Annotated in this window: 12 protein-coding genes; 11 read left to right on the top strand and 1 reads right to left on the bottom strand. The window is 53.4% G+C overall.

Annotation, left to right across the window (positions count from 1 at the left end):
- Positions 1-273: 273 nt before the first annotated feature.
- Positions 274-3408, top strand: a complete 3135-nt coding sequence (locus PYRFU_RS05085; protein WP_048191643.1) for a hypothetical protein — start codon at positions 274-276, stop codon at positions 3406-3408.
- A gap of 261 nt (positions 3409-3669) precedes the next feature.
- Positions 3670-4428: a tryptophan synthase subunit alpha gene (gene trpA / locus PYRFU_RS05090; RefSeq protein WP_014026568.1), complete on the top strand. Its 759-nt coding sequence runs from the start codon at positions 3670-3672 to the stop codon at positions 4426-4428.
- 55 nt (positions 4429-4483) lie between these two features.
- Here trpA and PYRFU_RS05095 read toward each other — a convergent pair whose 3' ends face one another.
- Positions 4484-5038: a PadR family transcriptional regulator gene (locus PYRFU_RS05095; protein WP_014026569.1), complete on the bottom strand. Its 555-nt coding sequence runs from the start codon at positions 5036-5038 to the stop codon at positions 4484-4486.
- Positions 5039-5082: 44 nt separating this feature from the next.
- Here PYRFU_RS05095 and PYRFU_RS05100 point away from each other — a divergent pair, with 44 nt between their 5' ends.
- From PYRFU_RS05100 to hisI, 9 genes are all read left to right on the top strand, one after another.
- Positions 5083-9324: an MMPL family transporter gene (locus PYRFU_RS05100; protein ID WP_014026570.1), complete on the top strand. Its 4242-nt coding sequence runs from the start codon at positions 5083-5085 to the stop codon at positions 9322-9324.
- A gap of 195 nt (positions 9325-9519) precedes the next feature.
- Positions 9520-9972, top strand: a complete 453-nt coding sequence (locus PYRFU_RS05105; protein WP_014026571.1) for a hypothetical protein — start codon at positions 9520-9522, stop codon at positions 9970-9972.
- Between the two features lie 5 nt (positions 9973-9977).
- On the top strand, positions 9978-10265 hold the full coding sequence (locus PYRFU_RS05110; protein WP_014026572.1) for a DUF4405 domain-containing protein: 288 nt from the start codon (positions 9978-9980) through the stop codon (positions 10263-10265).
- Positions 10266-10307: 42 nt separating this feature from the next.
- Positions 10308-10901, top strand: a complete 594-nt coding sequence (locus PYRFU_RS05115) for a hypothetical protein (protein ID WP_014026573.1) — start codon at positions 10308-10310, stop codon at positions 10899-10901.
- Positions 10902-10907: 6 nt separating this feature from the next.
- Complete coding sequence (locus PYRFU_RS05120) at positions 10908-11186, top strand: winged helix-turn-helix domain-containing protein (protein WP_014026574.1); 279 nt, start codon at positions 10908-10910, stop codon at positions 11184-11186.
- 60 nt (positions 11187-11246) lie between these two features.
- Positions 11247-12446, top strand: a complete 1200-nt coding sequence (locus tag PYRFU_RS05125) for a PhoH family protein (protein ID WP_014026575.1) — start codon at positions 11247-11249, stop codon at positions 12444-12446.
- Between the two features lie 324 nt (positions 12447-12770).
- Positions 12771-14231: an acyl-CoA synthetase family protein gene (locus tag PYRFU_RS05130; protein WP_014026576.1), complete on the top strand. Its 1461-nt coding sequence runs from the start codon at positions 12771-12773 to the stop codon at positions 14229-14231.
- Positions 14232-14371: 140 nt separating this feature from the next.
- Positions 14372-15019 (top strand): imidazole glycerol phosphate synthase subunit HisH, encoded by a 648-nt coding sequence (gene hisH / locus PYRFU_RS05135; RefSeq protein WP_014026577.1) that lies wholly within the window; start codon positions 14372-14374, stop codon positions 15017-15019.
- A gap of 2 nt (positions 15020-15021) precedes the next feature.
- Positions 15022-15417 carry a phosphoribosyl-AMP cyclohydrolase gene (gene hisI / locus PYRFU_RS05140; RefSeq protein WP_048192481.1) on the top strand — a complete coding sequence of 132 codons (396 nt, stop codon included), beginning with the start codon at positions 15022-15024 and terminating at the stop codon, positions 15415-15417.
- Positions 15418-15501 lie beyond the last annotated feature (84 nt).

A 15501-nucleotide genomic window follows, 5' to 3' on the forward strand; every position in this document is an offset into this window, starting at 1 on the left:
CGTTACACTAAGACGCTTGGAGCTTGCTGCCTCTAAAACTACCCATCTTTACTTCTCGAACGTACATTTTTAATGGTATCCGTTTTAGGCTGGTGGGTGGAAGGTGTACCACTAATGAGGCGTCTATTATTATTATTGTTTGCTCTTCTCGTAGTGGTAACAGTACCCCTGGTTGCATCGGCCCAAGTGAGTGTGGTAACGTCAAACAACGGTACCAACTTGGCGCCTAATGAAATCACATCAGTCACTATAACACTTGATAAGGGTGCGGTCTTGGCACCTGCTGGTAACCTAACACACCTCTATCTCAACCTAACACTGCCTTCCGGTGCTCAAGTGCAAGTGTATGCTGTGAACATAAGTTATACGTCGGGAGCGCTGATAAACAACATAACTTTTGACAAGGCTAAGAGGAGTATACTGATATACATGGAGTACGACAATACTGGTACGACTGACGTCCCGATAACGTTGAATGTTACGTTTTACCTTGCGATAAGCTGGTATGGCAACTATAGTTTCATTGCGAGTTACTATTCTAACGCTACTGGCGTGTTAACCGAAGTGGCTTCAAAGCAATTCGTGTTGACAGTTGCTGAGCCGCTTACCCTCTGTGGTACAGAACCCTTGCTGGAAATCTCCACAGTTAGACACGTAACGCGAATAATAGCAGATGATGTGAGTTCATTCAAAGCGCTTAGTATGTTCCTAAACTCGAGCGTAATGCCTGGTGGGAACAGAAACGACGCCTGGTACAACACTACGGCCCTAAACAACGTCTTGCTGGTAGTTTATGGTGGTTACGCCCTAAACGTCTTGCAGAGCTTATCCATGCTGCCTAGCTTCAGCTCAAGTCTGGGCATAAACACAACAGAGATAGTCATACCCGCGGTGTGGTTGGATGGTATGACTGTAGGCGGGTTGGTTCTACCCGTGCAGGGCAACTTTACGAGCATCATATTGACCGATGTGAATGCATCAAAGGTGTATGTGAATGCCACGGTAGCGCTCGTAGCGAGACGGTGCGGCAAGTCTATGAGCATATCAATGTTGAACATAACCGCTTCAAGATACGTCTTCGTCTACGAGGTTCAAGTTTCTAGCATGCTCCTAAACGCTACTGGGCAAACCACCTTTCTCCTAGCAAACACCACAATCACCGACAAGCTCGCGGTAACCAACGTTACAGGTATCACTTATTTCACGACCCTACTCTACAGTAGCAATGTCTATGCGGATCTCGTCGAGTACGCGAGATACCATGTCTCGTATGTTGGAGTGGCCTTGTCAAAAGTTGTTGGAGGCCCGCAATCCAACCTAACAATAGACCATGCTGAGTTCTCAAACGTCACTGGCGTGACCGTGGCAAGCAAAAAGTTCGATGGTGTTGTAGACCAGTACCTTATCGGGAAGGACCATGTGATTACAGTTGCTAACGCTGATACGGTCAACTTCACGGTGCAAGGCTACATGGCATATGTTTATGCTTTAAACCCGGCCAACCTCGGCAACCTCTACATACCAGTCTACCTTAGAAGCAGCTTTGTGAATCATGCTAGGCTTATTGTCACTTTGGGCCTCGGCGGCAACTACAATTACAGTTACAATTTCACACAAGACATGTTCTGCTACAAATTCTACTATGGCGATGCATATGTGATAGGTACATCAGTTACACTCAGCGTAGGCGGTCTCAGCGAGCATGATGCTGCTATCTGTGCGCCCATGAGTGGCTATCCGGCATTAAGCTTGAGCAGTGTCTCGCAAGGCGGTGATATAGCAGTTTACAAGCTTAACATAACGTTGCCTCTCATGGCCTCCGGGGACACTATAGTGTTCAACGTCACGCTGCCAGCAGGGGTGTACCTGGCTGGCTTCCTAGTAGAAGAGCCATCTTCTCTAAACGTGGTGCAACAAGTGAAGTACAACTTCGGTCCATTCTCCTTCATAAATGTTACAACAGTGGGTACACCGAGGTTGACACTTCTTGACAGACCGCTTAACGTCACACTCTTGATATTTACGGACCCGAGCATTACCACACCTGTAACCGTAGACTATAGCCTCGGCATTAACATGACCAGCACGACACTATCCTACAAGAAAGTGCTTGATGACTCGTTAAGCTTACCTATAAACACTGCAGGCGAAGCGTTTACGCTAAGACTTGTTGATGCACACCACGAGTATGCCCTCGGACTAATACTATCAGGGTACACCCCCTACACTGTGCACACTGTAGCCACGTCTAGGACGGTCTATCACGCCTACGCCAATACCGAATTATCAACACTTGCCTCGAGGATAGTAGTTGTAGGCGCTCCCTCAACGGGATTCAAATGGGACTACCTCAACCTTACAAGCAACGTAACACTGATAGGCTATTACAGTCCCAAGTTCTACCTTGATAAGCTCAACATAACAACTACGTTTAACATGACAGGTGTATACATAGAAGCGCTCTACATCGATATAGATGCTGATGCTGCACCCGGCATTTACATAACAGTGAGGAATGGAGGGTTCCTGTACGGTACCAGGATGTACCTCAATGTGAGCCTGGCAGTGTTTGAGAAAGCTATACTGGTCAACACGAGCGATACAGGGTACATGGTTGTCGAGAAGAGTAAGATCGTAGCGACGGGCTCCGAAATAAACGCGTCAAGCATCACACTAGAAGATAGTAGCTTTACCATAATATCAAGTGGTGTGTTTATCGGGAACGTCAGCACCGTTAACTCGGTGTTTAAGCTCGTAGCTCCAACACGCTATTCGGCAAACCTTGCTAACTTTATAGTGGTGCCTTCAGTCCCGGTACTTGCAAAGACCATCGTATTGCTAGACCGTGGAGTCGAAGCTACAACACAGATATGGTCGATGAATGTGAGGGTCAAGTTCCCCACGCAGACGACGGCAGCTGTTGCGGTGAGCGTACTTGCCCCGGTCGGGCCGATGAAAGTACTGCAGAATGTTGCACGTGGCTACAGAGTCGTAGCTGATATCCTCGTAGCGGGAGCTACACCCGGCACCATAGAGGTTGACTTCACGCTGCCACCTGCAATCTGTGAGCGCCCACAGCTTCTCAACAGCATACTAGTGTTCTACTATGATGAGGCTAATGGTGAGTGGAGACCCGCGAATGTAACTATGAGAATCGATAGGACGAGATGTGTCGTAAGCGTATTCTTCACTTCCACGACGGTGCCGAGTGTAAGCAACTTCACGGGTCTACCAATCTCACTATATGCTCCTGCACCACTGCCCGTGGTAGGTCTAAGCGAGTTCAAGAAGCTCAACGCGATTCTAGCCGGGACGGAGAAGGGCTCGATACCTATACACCTAGTGGCGGTGTTGGCAGCGGTAACACTTGCATCAGTCATTGTACTGATGAGGAGGTATTCAACATAATTTTTTATGTGCTTCGTGTAACACGAGTGTCATAATCCACAGCCTTGTGCTTTTTAGGGCGTTTGTGCTCTATGCATAACCGGACAACAACGTTCTAAGGTTATCATAATGCGTGATGAATGAGTAGAGGTATCCTAGTGACGAATTAGCTCGTGTTGGAAGTGAAACGATTCTGTATGAACTTGCAGGTATAGCGTGTTGGGCGATAAGCGGGGGTTTAAACGGTAGGAGTGACGGCGGCTAACGTGAGGCAGGGAAGGGTTGACACTCCCGAGGCCCGGCTTCTCGGCCTATATCACCATAGGGTGGCCTAACCCCGGTACATTCGAGAAGCTAGTGGAGACTCTATCCGAGTGTGTAGACTTCTTCGAGTTCGGCGTACCAACGCCAAGGCCAATTTACGATGGTCCTACTATCCGAGAGACGCACGCCGAGGCGTTGAAGAGTGTTAGTGGGTGGAGGGATGCTCTAAAGCTGTTATCCAGGCTAGAGATTGGAGATAAACGCCCGACCATAATCATGGCGTATATGAGCGACCATCTTGGTCATCTCCGCGAGTTCCACGAGGAGGCGGCATCTGCGGGTGCGCGCTGCATACTGTATCCGGATCTACCCTTCGAGCACCCTGAGAAGCTATGGCTGTATGTTGACGAATCGGAAAGGGTTGGACTAAAGCCATGCTTCTTCGCTTCCAGCAGGTTTCCTCACCGTTGGCTGCTCACGTATGCTGCGCTGAGGCCACTCTTCATCTACCTTGGTCTACAGCCGGCCACCGGCGTGAAGCTGCCAATCGCTGTAGAGAAGAACGTAAGGCTAGCTAAGAAGCTGGTAGGCGACGTATACCTTCTCGCTGGTTTCGCAATACGCGATTCTGAGACGGCCAGGAGGCTAATAGAGGTTGGTGCTGATGCTGTTGTGGTAGGCTCGGCTATCATAAGAGCCGCGAAGGACAGGGGCCTTGACGAGGCGAAGAGATTGGCATGCAGTATACACCAGGCGGTGCACGCGGAGAGAGCGTAGGTGGTTCAGTCTCGCCCTCGTTCATCACCATTCAGCCGGACCCGACGTCACATCACTAGTGGTTCCTCGTTGTATCAACCTGGATTCTTGCAAGGGCTTCTTCGAGCCTCGCTCTAAGCTGCCTGGTAAGCTCCTCTATTACCCGTAGCCTCTCAGCCACCTCGGCCACCAGGCTAGGCGATACTAGTGTTCCGCCACGTAGTCTGTCGGCGGCCCGTAAGTGTAGACGTAGCAGCGTCTCGATTAGCGTCAAGCCGCGTGCCGCCATTGAAAGTAGTGTCTCTACACCCTTCCGTGTCAATCTATAGACCTTCCTCCGTCTACCCCCCGTATGCTCTTCTACAGCCTCAACACACCCCTCTTCCTCGAGACTCCTCAGAAGCGGGTAGAGGGTGCCTGGGCTTACACCCCGTCCAATCTCGGGTAAAAGGGCACGAATAGCCTTGAGTAGCTCGTAGCCAGTCTTGGGACCCTCGGCTAGCATGAGGAGCACGAGGTATCTGGTCCTAAGCTCGACTCCCCGCTGCTCGAGACTACTCTCGATGCTAGACACGCTTCCATCCAACATTTTTGGCGGGTAAAGCGAGACTATTACATATGTCTCGAGCACCGATTTATCACCCCCAGATAGCTCGGTAACCGAGCGGTGTGAGAATGAGTGTAGCTGGTTTCATCGCGAGGCATCCGCTGCTAGTGATTAGCGTATGGTTATTGGTGGCATTGCTAGCTACGCCGCTCTTCATGGAGCTAAACACGGTTGTCAAGAGTATCCAGTACTCTCTGCCGCCAGGCAGCGAGGCTGAACAAGCCGAGAAGCTCCTCACGAGCATAAAGAGTGGTGGTGCTCACCCGGCGATAATAATAGTCGAGAACGTAGATCTCAGTGATAATGCGACGCTTGTCAAGCTAGTCCGGTGGGGACGCGTATTCAACGAGAGCTTCGAGGAGAAGAAGCTAGGTAGTAACCTCGTCAGCGTCCCAGTGATGCTCGCGTCTATCAACGAGAGTATCTACCAGAGGCTCCTCGAGGGCATAGAGAAGGGCTCGGAGGGCGCAAGTGAAGCCTACCGCGCACTCCTACAGCTAAACGAGAGCTACACCATAGCATACCGTAACCTCACAACCATGATAGAGCAGCTAAATGAGGCTGTGAAGGGCGTCGTCAAGGCCGACCGGGGGTACAGCGAGGCCTACCACGGCCTCCTAATGTTGACGAATGCTAGCGTCGCAGTGGCACAAGGTCTGGTCGAGCTTGATAAGCGTGTAGTGAACGCGACCGAACAGTTGCTCCTAGTGGCATCCAAGCTTAACGAGACTGCTTCTAAGCTCGCACTTCTAGACAAAGAGGCTAGCCAGCTGGCAGCCAACCTTACAGAGACGGCAGCCCTCCTCAGGAGCATGCTTGGCAACGAGAGCATAGTATCGAGGATAATGGAGGGTGTAGCCTTCACCTGGTGGCAGGTCAGCAGAACCTACGAGTACATGGAGGCGTTCAACGGCAACTATACAATGTATGTGGCCTACACTAACTTAACACTCATAGACCCGAGGCTAGCCCCGTTACCATCTAGCGAGGCGAAGCTCGTCTGGCTTAGCGTCCGCAACCTAACACTCCAGGGCATTGACCCGGATAGAGCGTCTCTCCAAGTCGCAGAGAAGCTGGTGGCGGAGCAGCTGGCTACGCGCGACGCTAGGCTAGCAAAGCTGCTACCACTGTTCACCCAGGTCTACTGGAAGATGCTAGAGGCGGAGAAGCAGAGGCTCAACGTGACAAGCCTAGCAAGCCTCTATAGTCTCGATCCGCGCCAGGCGCCATATACGCAACTCCAAGTCCTTAGCATCGCGCGCAGTGCGGGTGGCAACGCAACGCTCTACATTACCAGCCACGCGGATGAACTTGTGTCAACCCTACTCTCCGAGCAGATGAAACGCATGGGTATCGACGAGGAAACGGCGGTACAGCTGTCACAAGCTGCGGTAGAAGGTCGCATACCGGCCTACCTCGCGGCCAAGGCTGTAGTAGAGCTAGCGTCGCGAACGTACCCAGAGGTATCCACGGTAGCAGACCTACTCATCGAAGCCATAAGCAGGTACGACCCGGGCCTAGAGGCTAGCCTAGCGACCAACCGTACGCTTGCGGTACGTGCGGCATCCGAGATGTTAGTGAAGCTTGGTGTACCGCGTAACATAGTTGAGCTTGTAGCGCCCCTAGTCGAAAAGAACATTACAAGCCGTGAGGCTTATGCTACTGCCGCATACCGCCTCATTAAAGAGATGCTTGTCAGAGTAAAGCCTGAAGCCGTACAACTCCTGCCACTCGTTGAGAAGTACGACCCGCTCGCAGAGGGGAGGCTAGTCTCCGACAGGGCAACGTTGAAGGCTGCCGTGATGGAAGCCTTGAGTAGAGTAGCAGGCGAGAGGCTAGCGCAACTTCCTCGCGAACTCGTAGAGTGGATAGTTAGCAGAGTGGTTGAGGGTAACCAGCCGAGTCCGGAGGAGTTGCGAGAGAAGGCGATCAGCCTCGTAGAGAGTATGCTCGCGGAGATGGTTGGCAAGGAGAAGGCTAGGCTGATCGTCGAGATACTGGAGAAGTATGATCCGGAAGCTGATGCGACACTAGCTCGCAACACCACTCTTGCGGTACAGGCGCTGGTTGAAGCCTTCGAGGGGCAGGAGGCGAGCATACCCGTCAACAAGACCGTGGTAATTGAGCTGGTCGAGCATCCCGAGCAGCTTAACGAGACCTTCTGTAGGCTATTCCGCGAAGAAGCACTCAAGCGTGTACCAAGCGAGGCAAAGACCCTAGCCGAGAGGGCGATTAACACGCTATGCGAGAAGGGGAGACTAACAGACAGCGATGTGTGGCTACTAGTACGCGAAGCAATCGAGGAGAATATAGGCAGGATAAGCGCCAACTTCACGGGTGTCAGTCTCCCGGAGTGGCTCAAGCCTCAACTCGTTAACGCTATACTTGCGGTGGCGCGTAACGAGACTAGACCCGAGGTTGAAGCCGCTAGGCTCTCAACCTTAATCCTGCTACGTGACGTGACGCCCAAGGTGATGAGTGAGGCTAAGGGACTACTAGTAGCTCGTGACCTCAAAGGCTTCATAGTGATGTTCGAGCCTAGTGGCAATGTGAGCGACGAGAGGGTCGAGAAGATCCTGGAGGCGGAGAAGCTAGTAAAGGAGACGCTCTCTCGCTTCGTCAGCGGCTTCAACGTTCGTATGACGAGCTCGGACCTCGTGATGAAGGAGGTTCGCGAGTATGCGCTCGAGGATATAGAGAAGACTAGCAAGATAAGCGAGGCTGCGACGTTTCTCGTGCTACTCTTGATACTCGAGAGCCTCTTTGCAGTGGCAATGCCGTATCTCGGCATAGGCCTAGGCATAGTGCTCGGCGGCGCCCTGGTCTTCCTTGCCGCCAGGTACGGGCTCATAGATGTCACGAACGAGGCACAAACGCTAATGATAACAACGGCTCTGGGTCTCGGTGCGGACTACGCCGGTTACCTGGTCCACAGGTTCCGCGAGGAGTACGCGATAGTCGGTGATGCTAGGCGGGCTGTAGAGAGGGCGCTGAGTACAGCCGGTCCAGCGATAGTGGCCAGCGCGTTTACCGTGATAATCGGGTTCGCCAGCCTCCTCCTTGGCTGGGATATAGCGTTCCTACGCAGCCTCGGCGAAACCATACCAATTACTGTAGCGGCGACCGCCCTGGCGAGCCTAACGCTGGTGCCGGCGCTCCTAGCGCTGCTAGGCGGGCGCTCGTGGTTCTGGTGGCCGAGGAGACCAAGCATAGAGAGGCATGTGGGCCGCGAGAGTAGGCTGATGAAGAGCCTGCTCAGACACCATCGTGTTGTGCTAGCGGTGCTAGTGGCAGTGTTCCTAGTAGCTGGGTACTTCTACGTGAACTTCCACGGCAGTCATGACATGAAGCTTATGCTCCCCGAGAATGCTGACGCAGTAAAGGCCTTTGATACGCTCAAACGTGAGTATATGCCAGGCCTCACTGATCCGATATTCGTCACGCTAAAGCTACCCAAGAGCTTCCACGAGAGTATTGAAATGCAAACGCTTGTCGAGAACCTTGCTAAGCGTATTGAGCGCGTGGAGGGCGTCGGTATAGTGGTGGCGCCCAACGCGACTAGCGGCGAGACAAGCAGCCTGGTGAGCAGCGACGGCAAGATTGTTGCTCTCCAGGTGATACTCTCGGCAGACCCGTATAGCTGGGACGGTGAAAAGACGATCAGAGAAGTGCACCGGATTGTACACGAGTATGCAGAGACACATGGTATCGAGGCGTATGTGGGTGGAGCCCCATTCGCGGTAATGGAGATGGATGAGATACTCCACGAGCGCTTCTACTACCGTATACTCCCGGCGGCCAGCATACTCATGGTGGCCGCGTTCACCGGCATCTTCGGCGCGCTCCCAGTGAGCATAGCCGCACTGCTAGTAATCATAGGCGCCGCAATGACAGGCATTATGGCGAGTGTTGCGCTGTTCCAGTGGCTGCTCGGCAAACCGATACTATGGTTCCTACACATTGTGACGATGGTTGCGGTGCTAGGCGTGGGCATGGATTACAACAGCTTCTTCCTAGCAAGGGCGCTTGAAGAGTGTAGAAAGACGAACTGTGACGTCGAGAAGGCCCTGCCGCGCGCCGCTGGTGCAGTAAGCCTCTTCGTGGTTGGCCTGGCACTTGTAGTCTCTAGCGCCTACCTGTCACTAATGGCGAGCAGCAACGTAGGCATGAGAGAAATGGGCTTCACGCTAGGCTTGACGGTCATGCTGGCTGGCATAATGGCTGCATACCTCTTCACGCCGCTAGTTATAGCTGTGTTGCGGCATCGTGCATGGTGGCCGCGCGGGATGAAAAGGAAGGTTGTGCATTGAGACGGTGCGACTATCGTGACGGCACGCTACTCGACAAATGTCATACACTTTTTACGTCATTTCATGCATTGCTGGTTACGCGCTAGGCGCTGCGCCATGGGGGTTACTTGTATTGAATTGTGTTTTATGCACAATTCGTGAACCCACGTTATAAAGCCAAGCGACAGCAGTACATTCTCTTGATGGGAGATAGTGTTGAGCGTAAAGCTAGGCGTCGTAGCCGCGATAGTAGTAGCAGTGTTGATTGCGGCGTTCCCGCTATACGCTGATGCTCTTAGACCATTCATATGGCAGCATTACGCGGAGACGCGCGAAGGCGGCTATGGATGGAGGGGTGGTGAAAGCGAGGCTACAAGCACAGCGGTAGCTACGTATGAACCGGGCGAGGAGGTAACCATAACCGGTGTCATAGAGAAGATCGATGTTAATGAGGGTAGTGTAACAGTCAACGGCGAGAAGATTATCGTGCGGGGCACGTGGATCGTCGAGACCCCCGAGGGCAAGAAGGAGGTGTACTTCGACGAGTTGTTGACGATGCTGAAGCCCGGTGAAAAGGCGAGCATCAAGTGCCGCGTCTCCGGCAAGTGGGGTCTTATAGCACTTGAGATAGAAACACCAAGCCTAAAGGCAGAGAAGAGCGAGGGGTGATGCCCATGGTCAACGTGTATATGACTCTACGTACCGTGAGCGTCGTCCTGCTGGCAGTCTTCGGGTTATTGACGCTAATCAGTGGTATGATACTCGCAACAGCGCCCCACGGCCCCGGAAGCGGCGATGCTACTGCACTGGGTATCAGTAAATCCGATTGGAATGCGATACGCGAGATAGTGGCGTTCATAGCAGCTGGTGCGGCCGTGCTGCACGTGTATGCAAATCAGCGTGCACTAGCGTTCCACTTTAAGCGTGCTGTAGGAGTGACGCCATCTGCCGGAAGGAGGTGAGAGTGACTGACACTAGTCGCTCAACTAGCGCCTTTTTTACTCGTGATATCGGCTGTTGGTATAGTCGCGACTATCTACGCGTCTCTTAGGTTGTTCTCCGCCTCGCGCATAGTAGGTGACCAGACGCTGATCCTAGAGGGTATAGCGCTACTCATGTACGCTATAGCGCTGGGCGTGGAGGTCACGGGTCTGCTTGGCGCTGTCAGCGCTGTTGGTATAGGAGGAGGGCATCCCCCCTGGGCGCGTCATCTTCCGGGCATGGGGCAGTCGCAACTCGAGGTTGGCAAGATTCTCCAGGCAAGTTTGCTTGCAGGATACCTCTATGTCGCCTCGTATGCGGTTCACGCCGCTAGCCTATATGCGGGTGCGAAGAGTGAGCGCGCACTCCTCCCTTCAATGGTAATAGTCTATATGGATTACAACCTCATAGCGCTTGTACTCCTAGTTGCTATCTGCTTCGCTCTAGTCAACATATACGGCGCCACGAGACAAGCAGTATTATACCACGTGCTAATATGTGCTAGTCATGCCATGGGCATAGTTGTAGCCTCGTTGGGGGAAACGTGGCTCCTAGCTCCCATAGCGTTGCGTAGCGTAGCGCCACTCGCGTTGATCCCGTGGAGGCGTGGAGGCTGATGATGATTGAGGAGGAGGTACCGCAGCCAGGCAGGCATAATCCACGACATACTCCTAGTCCTATCTAGAGAAGGTCCTATCAACTCTACTAGGTTGGCGCAGCTGGCTAATCTACCATACGATAGGCTTCGTGAGCTGCTTGATAGGCTTGTAGCGGAGGGCCTCGTGGAGACAGTTGAAGAGGGCGATAGGAAGCTGTACCGAATAACGCCTCAGGGGCTTGACGCGCTTAGGAAGCTTCAAGCTGCTAAGGAAGTTCTTGAGCGTCTCGGGTACAAGTTCTAGCGTGTACTACCTACTTCCCTTGATGGTTGGCTTGATAAGGCTGCGGTTTAGGGTACACCCATGCGCACCTGGAGGGGTGTTGAAGAGATGGGTGCTCTGCTCGAGAAGCTAAAGCCGATGAGTGATGGTCAAAAGGAGATGCTAGAAGCGCTCACTAGCGACGAGTACGAGATTATAGGACTGTTCGGCCCGACCGGTACCGGTAAGAGCCTCTTCAGCGTACTAACAGGCCTCGATGCGGTACTCGAGGGCAGGTACAAGAGGCTCATTATCTCGAGGCCAGTTGTCGACGTGGTTACTGGCAAGGAGCTTACTGCGCAGGAGCTAGGCCCCCAGTACTACGAGTTCGTCTCCGCGTACCTACGTGACATTCTCGGCGAGTTCATCGAGTGGAAGGAGGTTGAGAAGCTAATCCAGGAGGGTAAGGTGATGTTCGCTGATACCCACTATCTCCGCGGCAGGACATTCGACGATGCCATAATCTTCCTCGACGATGCGCAGAACGTGCCGCCGGAGACCAGCGTAGAGATAATGATGAGGATCGGTAGAAACAGCAAGTTCATCATCGCGGGCGACCCGGTCTTCCAGAAGCCGCCGCACATGGAGAAGGACGGCGCCACTATGATCAGGGAGGTGCTGCTGGGCGAGGAGAAGGCCAAGGTGGTTGACCTAGGCTTCAAGGATATTGTGAGGCCCGGCGCTAGGAGAGGCATTAGGCTCCTCCTAGAGCTGCGTATGAGGAACAGGCCGTTGAACGACGTCGAGAAGAGGATAATGGAGTCGGCGAAGGTGCACGCCCCTGACGCCGACGTGATAACTGTGGTCGAGTTTGTCGAGGAGAAGAAGAGGTTTGAGATTAAGAGCGAGCATGTCCCAGACGCTCTTATAATCGTCAAGGAGGGCTACCTAGGTAGGCTAGTTGGCCGCGGCGGGGAGAGGATAGAGAAGATCGAGGAGGACACTGAGCTCAGGCTACGCGCCGTCGAGCTAACAAGCGATCTGCGCAGCAGCTTCATCAACATGATACGCGCTATACACCCAACCAGCTGGATCTACAAGCACATAGAGGATGTTGACTTCAAGGGACCCGAGCTAGCAATATGGGTACGTAGTGACGAGTTTGGAGCCTTCGTGGGTCAGCGCGGCTTCTACGTCAAGTTCGTAGACTCGGTATTCAAGAAGCTAATGGGAGTCGGCATCCGTGCCTTTGAGGTGGCTGAGGAGGAAGAGGAGGGTAGGAGGCGCAGGAGGCGCCGCTAAAGACCACCCGGTAGTGATGGAGTTGTTTCAATTATAACTGTTTTCCATTTTTAATGCGGGCTCGGCATAGGCGAGGGGCACGCATTCCTCACCGGTTCGGCCTACCCTCGGTTCACCACAGCCCATGTTAGTCTACAATGCTGCCGCTCGTCACGCATTATAGTTTCGTTCTCTTCGTGTGATACTCGCTCCGATACGTGGGGCAACTGGATATCGTACTACTAGTGTATGAGTGGAGTATCTCGCGTATTTACTGTAGTGTGAAGAGAGTGGGCTTTTTGTTAGGGGACCGGTTTACCTGTTCAGCCTGGGGATGTTGGCTCCTTGGTCGGCACCCTTAGGGCTGCCACACCTCTAGGCTACTACCAGGCGATACACGAGGAGCTTCGCCGCCAGGGCTTCATTCGTACCGATTACCCGCCTCGCCGCGATGAGATACTCTGGAACAAGCGTATACTCACGCTTCCACGCGAGGAACTCGAGAAAATAAAGACGCAGAGGCTCAAGCAGATCGTATGGTGGGCTTGGGAGAACTCGCCGTTCTACCGCCGCTTCTGGAAGAGCAAGGGCTTCCACCCGAGCATGATCAAGGACTGGAGGGATGTCGTCAAGATACCAGTGCTCACGAAGAAGGATTTGAGGAAAGACCAGAGTAGCAATCCGCCCTACGGCAGCATAATGGTCCCAGAGCTATCCAGGTACATCCACTTCGTTGGTGCTACCACTGGCTCCACCGGCATGCCTACGTTCCAGGGTTGGGGTAGACTCGAGCTAGACTACTTCGAGGAGCTGCAGGCACGTTACCTCTGGACCTTTGCAGACGTCAAGCCAGGCACCATCTACGCCAACTACCTCAACATGAGCGGGTTCTACTCTTGGGGTCCGCCACTAGTAGAGACTGCCATGTGGAGGTGTGGTGCAACCGCCATCGCGGGTGGCGGCGAGACGTTCTTCACCTGGAAGGAGAGGCATATGCTAATACTCAAGCTATGGAAGGTTGACGTGTTCGCGACCACCCCATGGCTACACCGTCTCATCGGCGAAATGGCGCGTGAGGAGGGCTGGGAGACGCCGTTCCGTGTGCTCCTACTACACGGCGGCGCGGCCGCCGAGAACACGAAGAAGAAGCTAATGGAGGTCCACCCGAACGTCGAGAAGGTCCTCAGCATCTGGGGTACCACGGATGGCCACGTGGCTGTCGAGCCTCCAGATGCCCCAGGCACTCTCCTCATCTTCGAGGACGTAGAGATATTCGATGTCATTGCGCCTGGTAGCTACGAGGACAAGCCAACCGGCGAGCCAGCCGGCGAGGGTGAGCGCGGCGAGCTGATAGCAACCCTACTCTACCACTACACAATGCCACTCATCCGTTACAGCCTAGGCGACTATGTGAAGAACGAGTTCATCTGTGAGCCAACCCCCGAGTACGGCATCACACACTGCAGGTTTGCAGAGCTAATCCCAGGCCGCGTCGAGTGGATGTTCAGAGTGAAGGGCAAGCTGCTATTCCCGATAATCGTAGAAGACGCGATTAACGAGATACCAGACACCACCGGCGCCTACAACATCATAGTCTATGCGGACGAGATGGACAAGCTAAAGATACGCATCGAGACCAAGAGAAAGCTCCCAGTCGACCCACAGTACGACAGGCTAGCCCGCGAGATACTAGCCAGGAGGCTAGACCTAAGCCCCGACGACATCGAGATCGAGTGGGTAGAGCCGGGCAAGACCGTCTGGAAGGGCTACAAGCTACAAGTCTTCCTCGACCAGAGGAAGAAGTAACCCTACCAAAACACGCAAATTTTTCACCAACCAGGGATCCTCTAGTTGTATGAGTATCTCGCCATTCTAACCATTCTACCCTTTCTCATTCATCACTTGTAGTGATATAGCGCTCTTCTATATCTGGTGGTTTAGGTTGGATGAGTAAGCGGGGTCTACTTGTGCAGCCGAGGGTAGTTGTGGTCGACTATGGTGTTGGTAACAGGTTCAGTATTATCGGAGGGCTTAGGCGTGCAGGTGCCACGGTAACACTGTCTAGGCGTCCAGAGGATATCAGGAATGCCGATGGTATAGTGTTGCCGGGCGTCGGGTCCTTCCCAGCAGCCATGAGGATCATGGAGGAGGCTGGTATAGTGGATCTTGTCGTTGACGCTGTAAAGGAAGGCAGGCCCCTTCTTGGCATCTGTCTCGGAATGCAGTTGTTGTTTGAGGAGAGTGTCGAGTGGGGCGGTTCTAGGGGTCTGGGGCTGCTACCTGGTAGGGTTGTGCAGCTCCCGACGTGGAGGAAGCCGCATATGGCGTGGACTCGTGTGTGGAGGGTTGGAGATTCCAAGCTTCTCAAGAGTATCGATTATGGAGAGTATTTCTACTTCGCTCATAGCTTCTATGTAGATACTCGTGGCGAGCATGTGAAGGGTTACGCTGTTCATTCCGGTTTTAGGTTCCCTGCTGTCGTGGAAAAGCACCCGGTTTATGGTACTCAGTTCCACCCTGAGAAGAGTGGGCATACGGGTCTCAAAGTTCTACGCAACTGGTTTAGTGTGGTGGAGGAGGCGGTGCGGCGTTGAGGATGAGTAGGGAGGAGGTTGAGGCGATAGCTTCGAAGCTGAATTATCGTCATCGGGATGGTACTGTAGTGGCGGTTGTTCAGGATGCTAGGAATGGTCTAGTGTTGATGGTTGGTTTCATGAATCGTGATGCGGTAGTCTTGACGTTAACAACGGGTTACGTCCATTTCTGGAGCTTGTCTAGGCGTAGGATATGGATGAAGGGCGAGACGAGTGGCCACCGGTTGAGGGTGCAGAGCGTCTATGTAGATTGTGACCTGGACGCCATCCTTGTGAAGGTTGTGCCGGAGGGGCCGGTGTGCCACACGGGGCATCTGACGTGCTTCTACCGGAGGATTGTTGATGGTAATGTGTGGGATTACGAGTTGGGATTGAAGAGGGGTCTTGAGCGTGACTAGATGCGTAGTGTGTGGCTGTTGGTGGAATGGGCTGGTATAGGGTCAAGGAGTGGGTCTATTGGGTGCCTTCTTGACGCTACGAGC

Source organism: Pyrolobus fumarii 1A (assembly GCF_000223395.1).
Taxonomy (GTDB): Archaea; Thermoproteota; Thermoprotei_A; order Sulfolobales; family Pyrodictiaceae; genus Pyrolobus; species Pyrolobus fumarii.

Excerpts from the sequence above, each read along its gene's own strand:
- hisI (WP_048192481.1), top strand. The coding sequence starts at position 15,022 with ATGAGTAGGGAGGAGGTTGAGGCGATAGCTTCGAAGCTGAATTATCGT.
- PYRFU_RS05125 (WP_014026575.1), top strand. The coding sequence starts at position 11,247 with ATGCGCACCTGGAGGGGTGTTGAAGAGATGGGTGCTCTGCTCGAGAAG.
- hisH (WP_014026577.1), top strand. The coding sequence starts at position 14,372 with ATGAGTAAGCGGGGTCTACTTGTGCAGCCGAGGGTAGTTGTGGTCGAC.
- PYRFU_RS05100 (WP_014026570.1), top strand. The coding sequence starts at position 5,083 with ATGAGTGTAGCTGGTTTCATCGCGAGGCATCCGCTGCTAGTGATTAGC.
- PYRFU_RS05110 (WP_014026572.1), top strand. The coding sequence starts at position 9,978 with ATGGTCAACGTGTATATGACTCTACGTACCGTGAGCGTCGTCCTGCTG.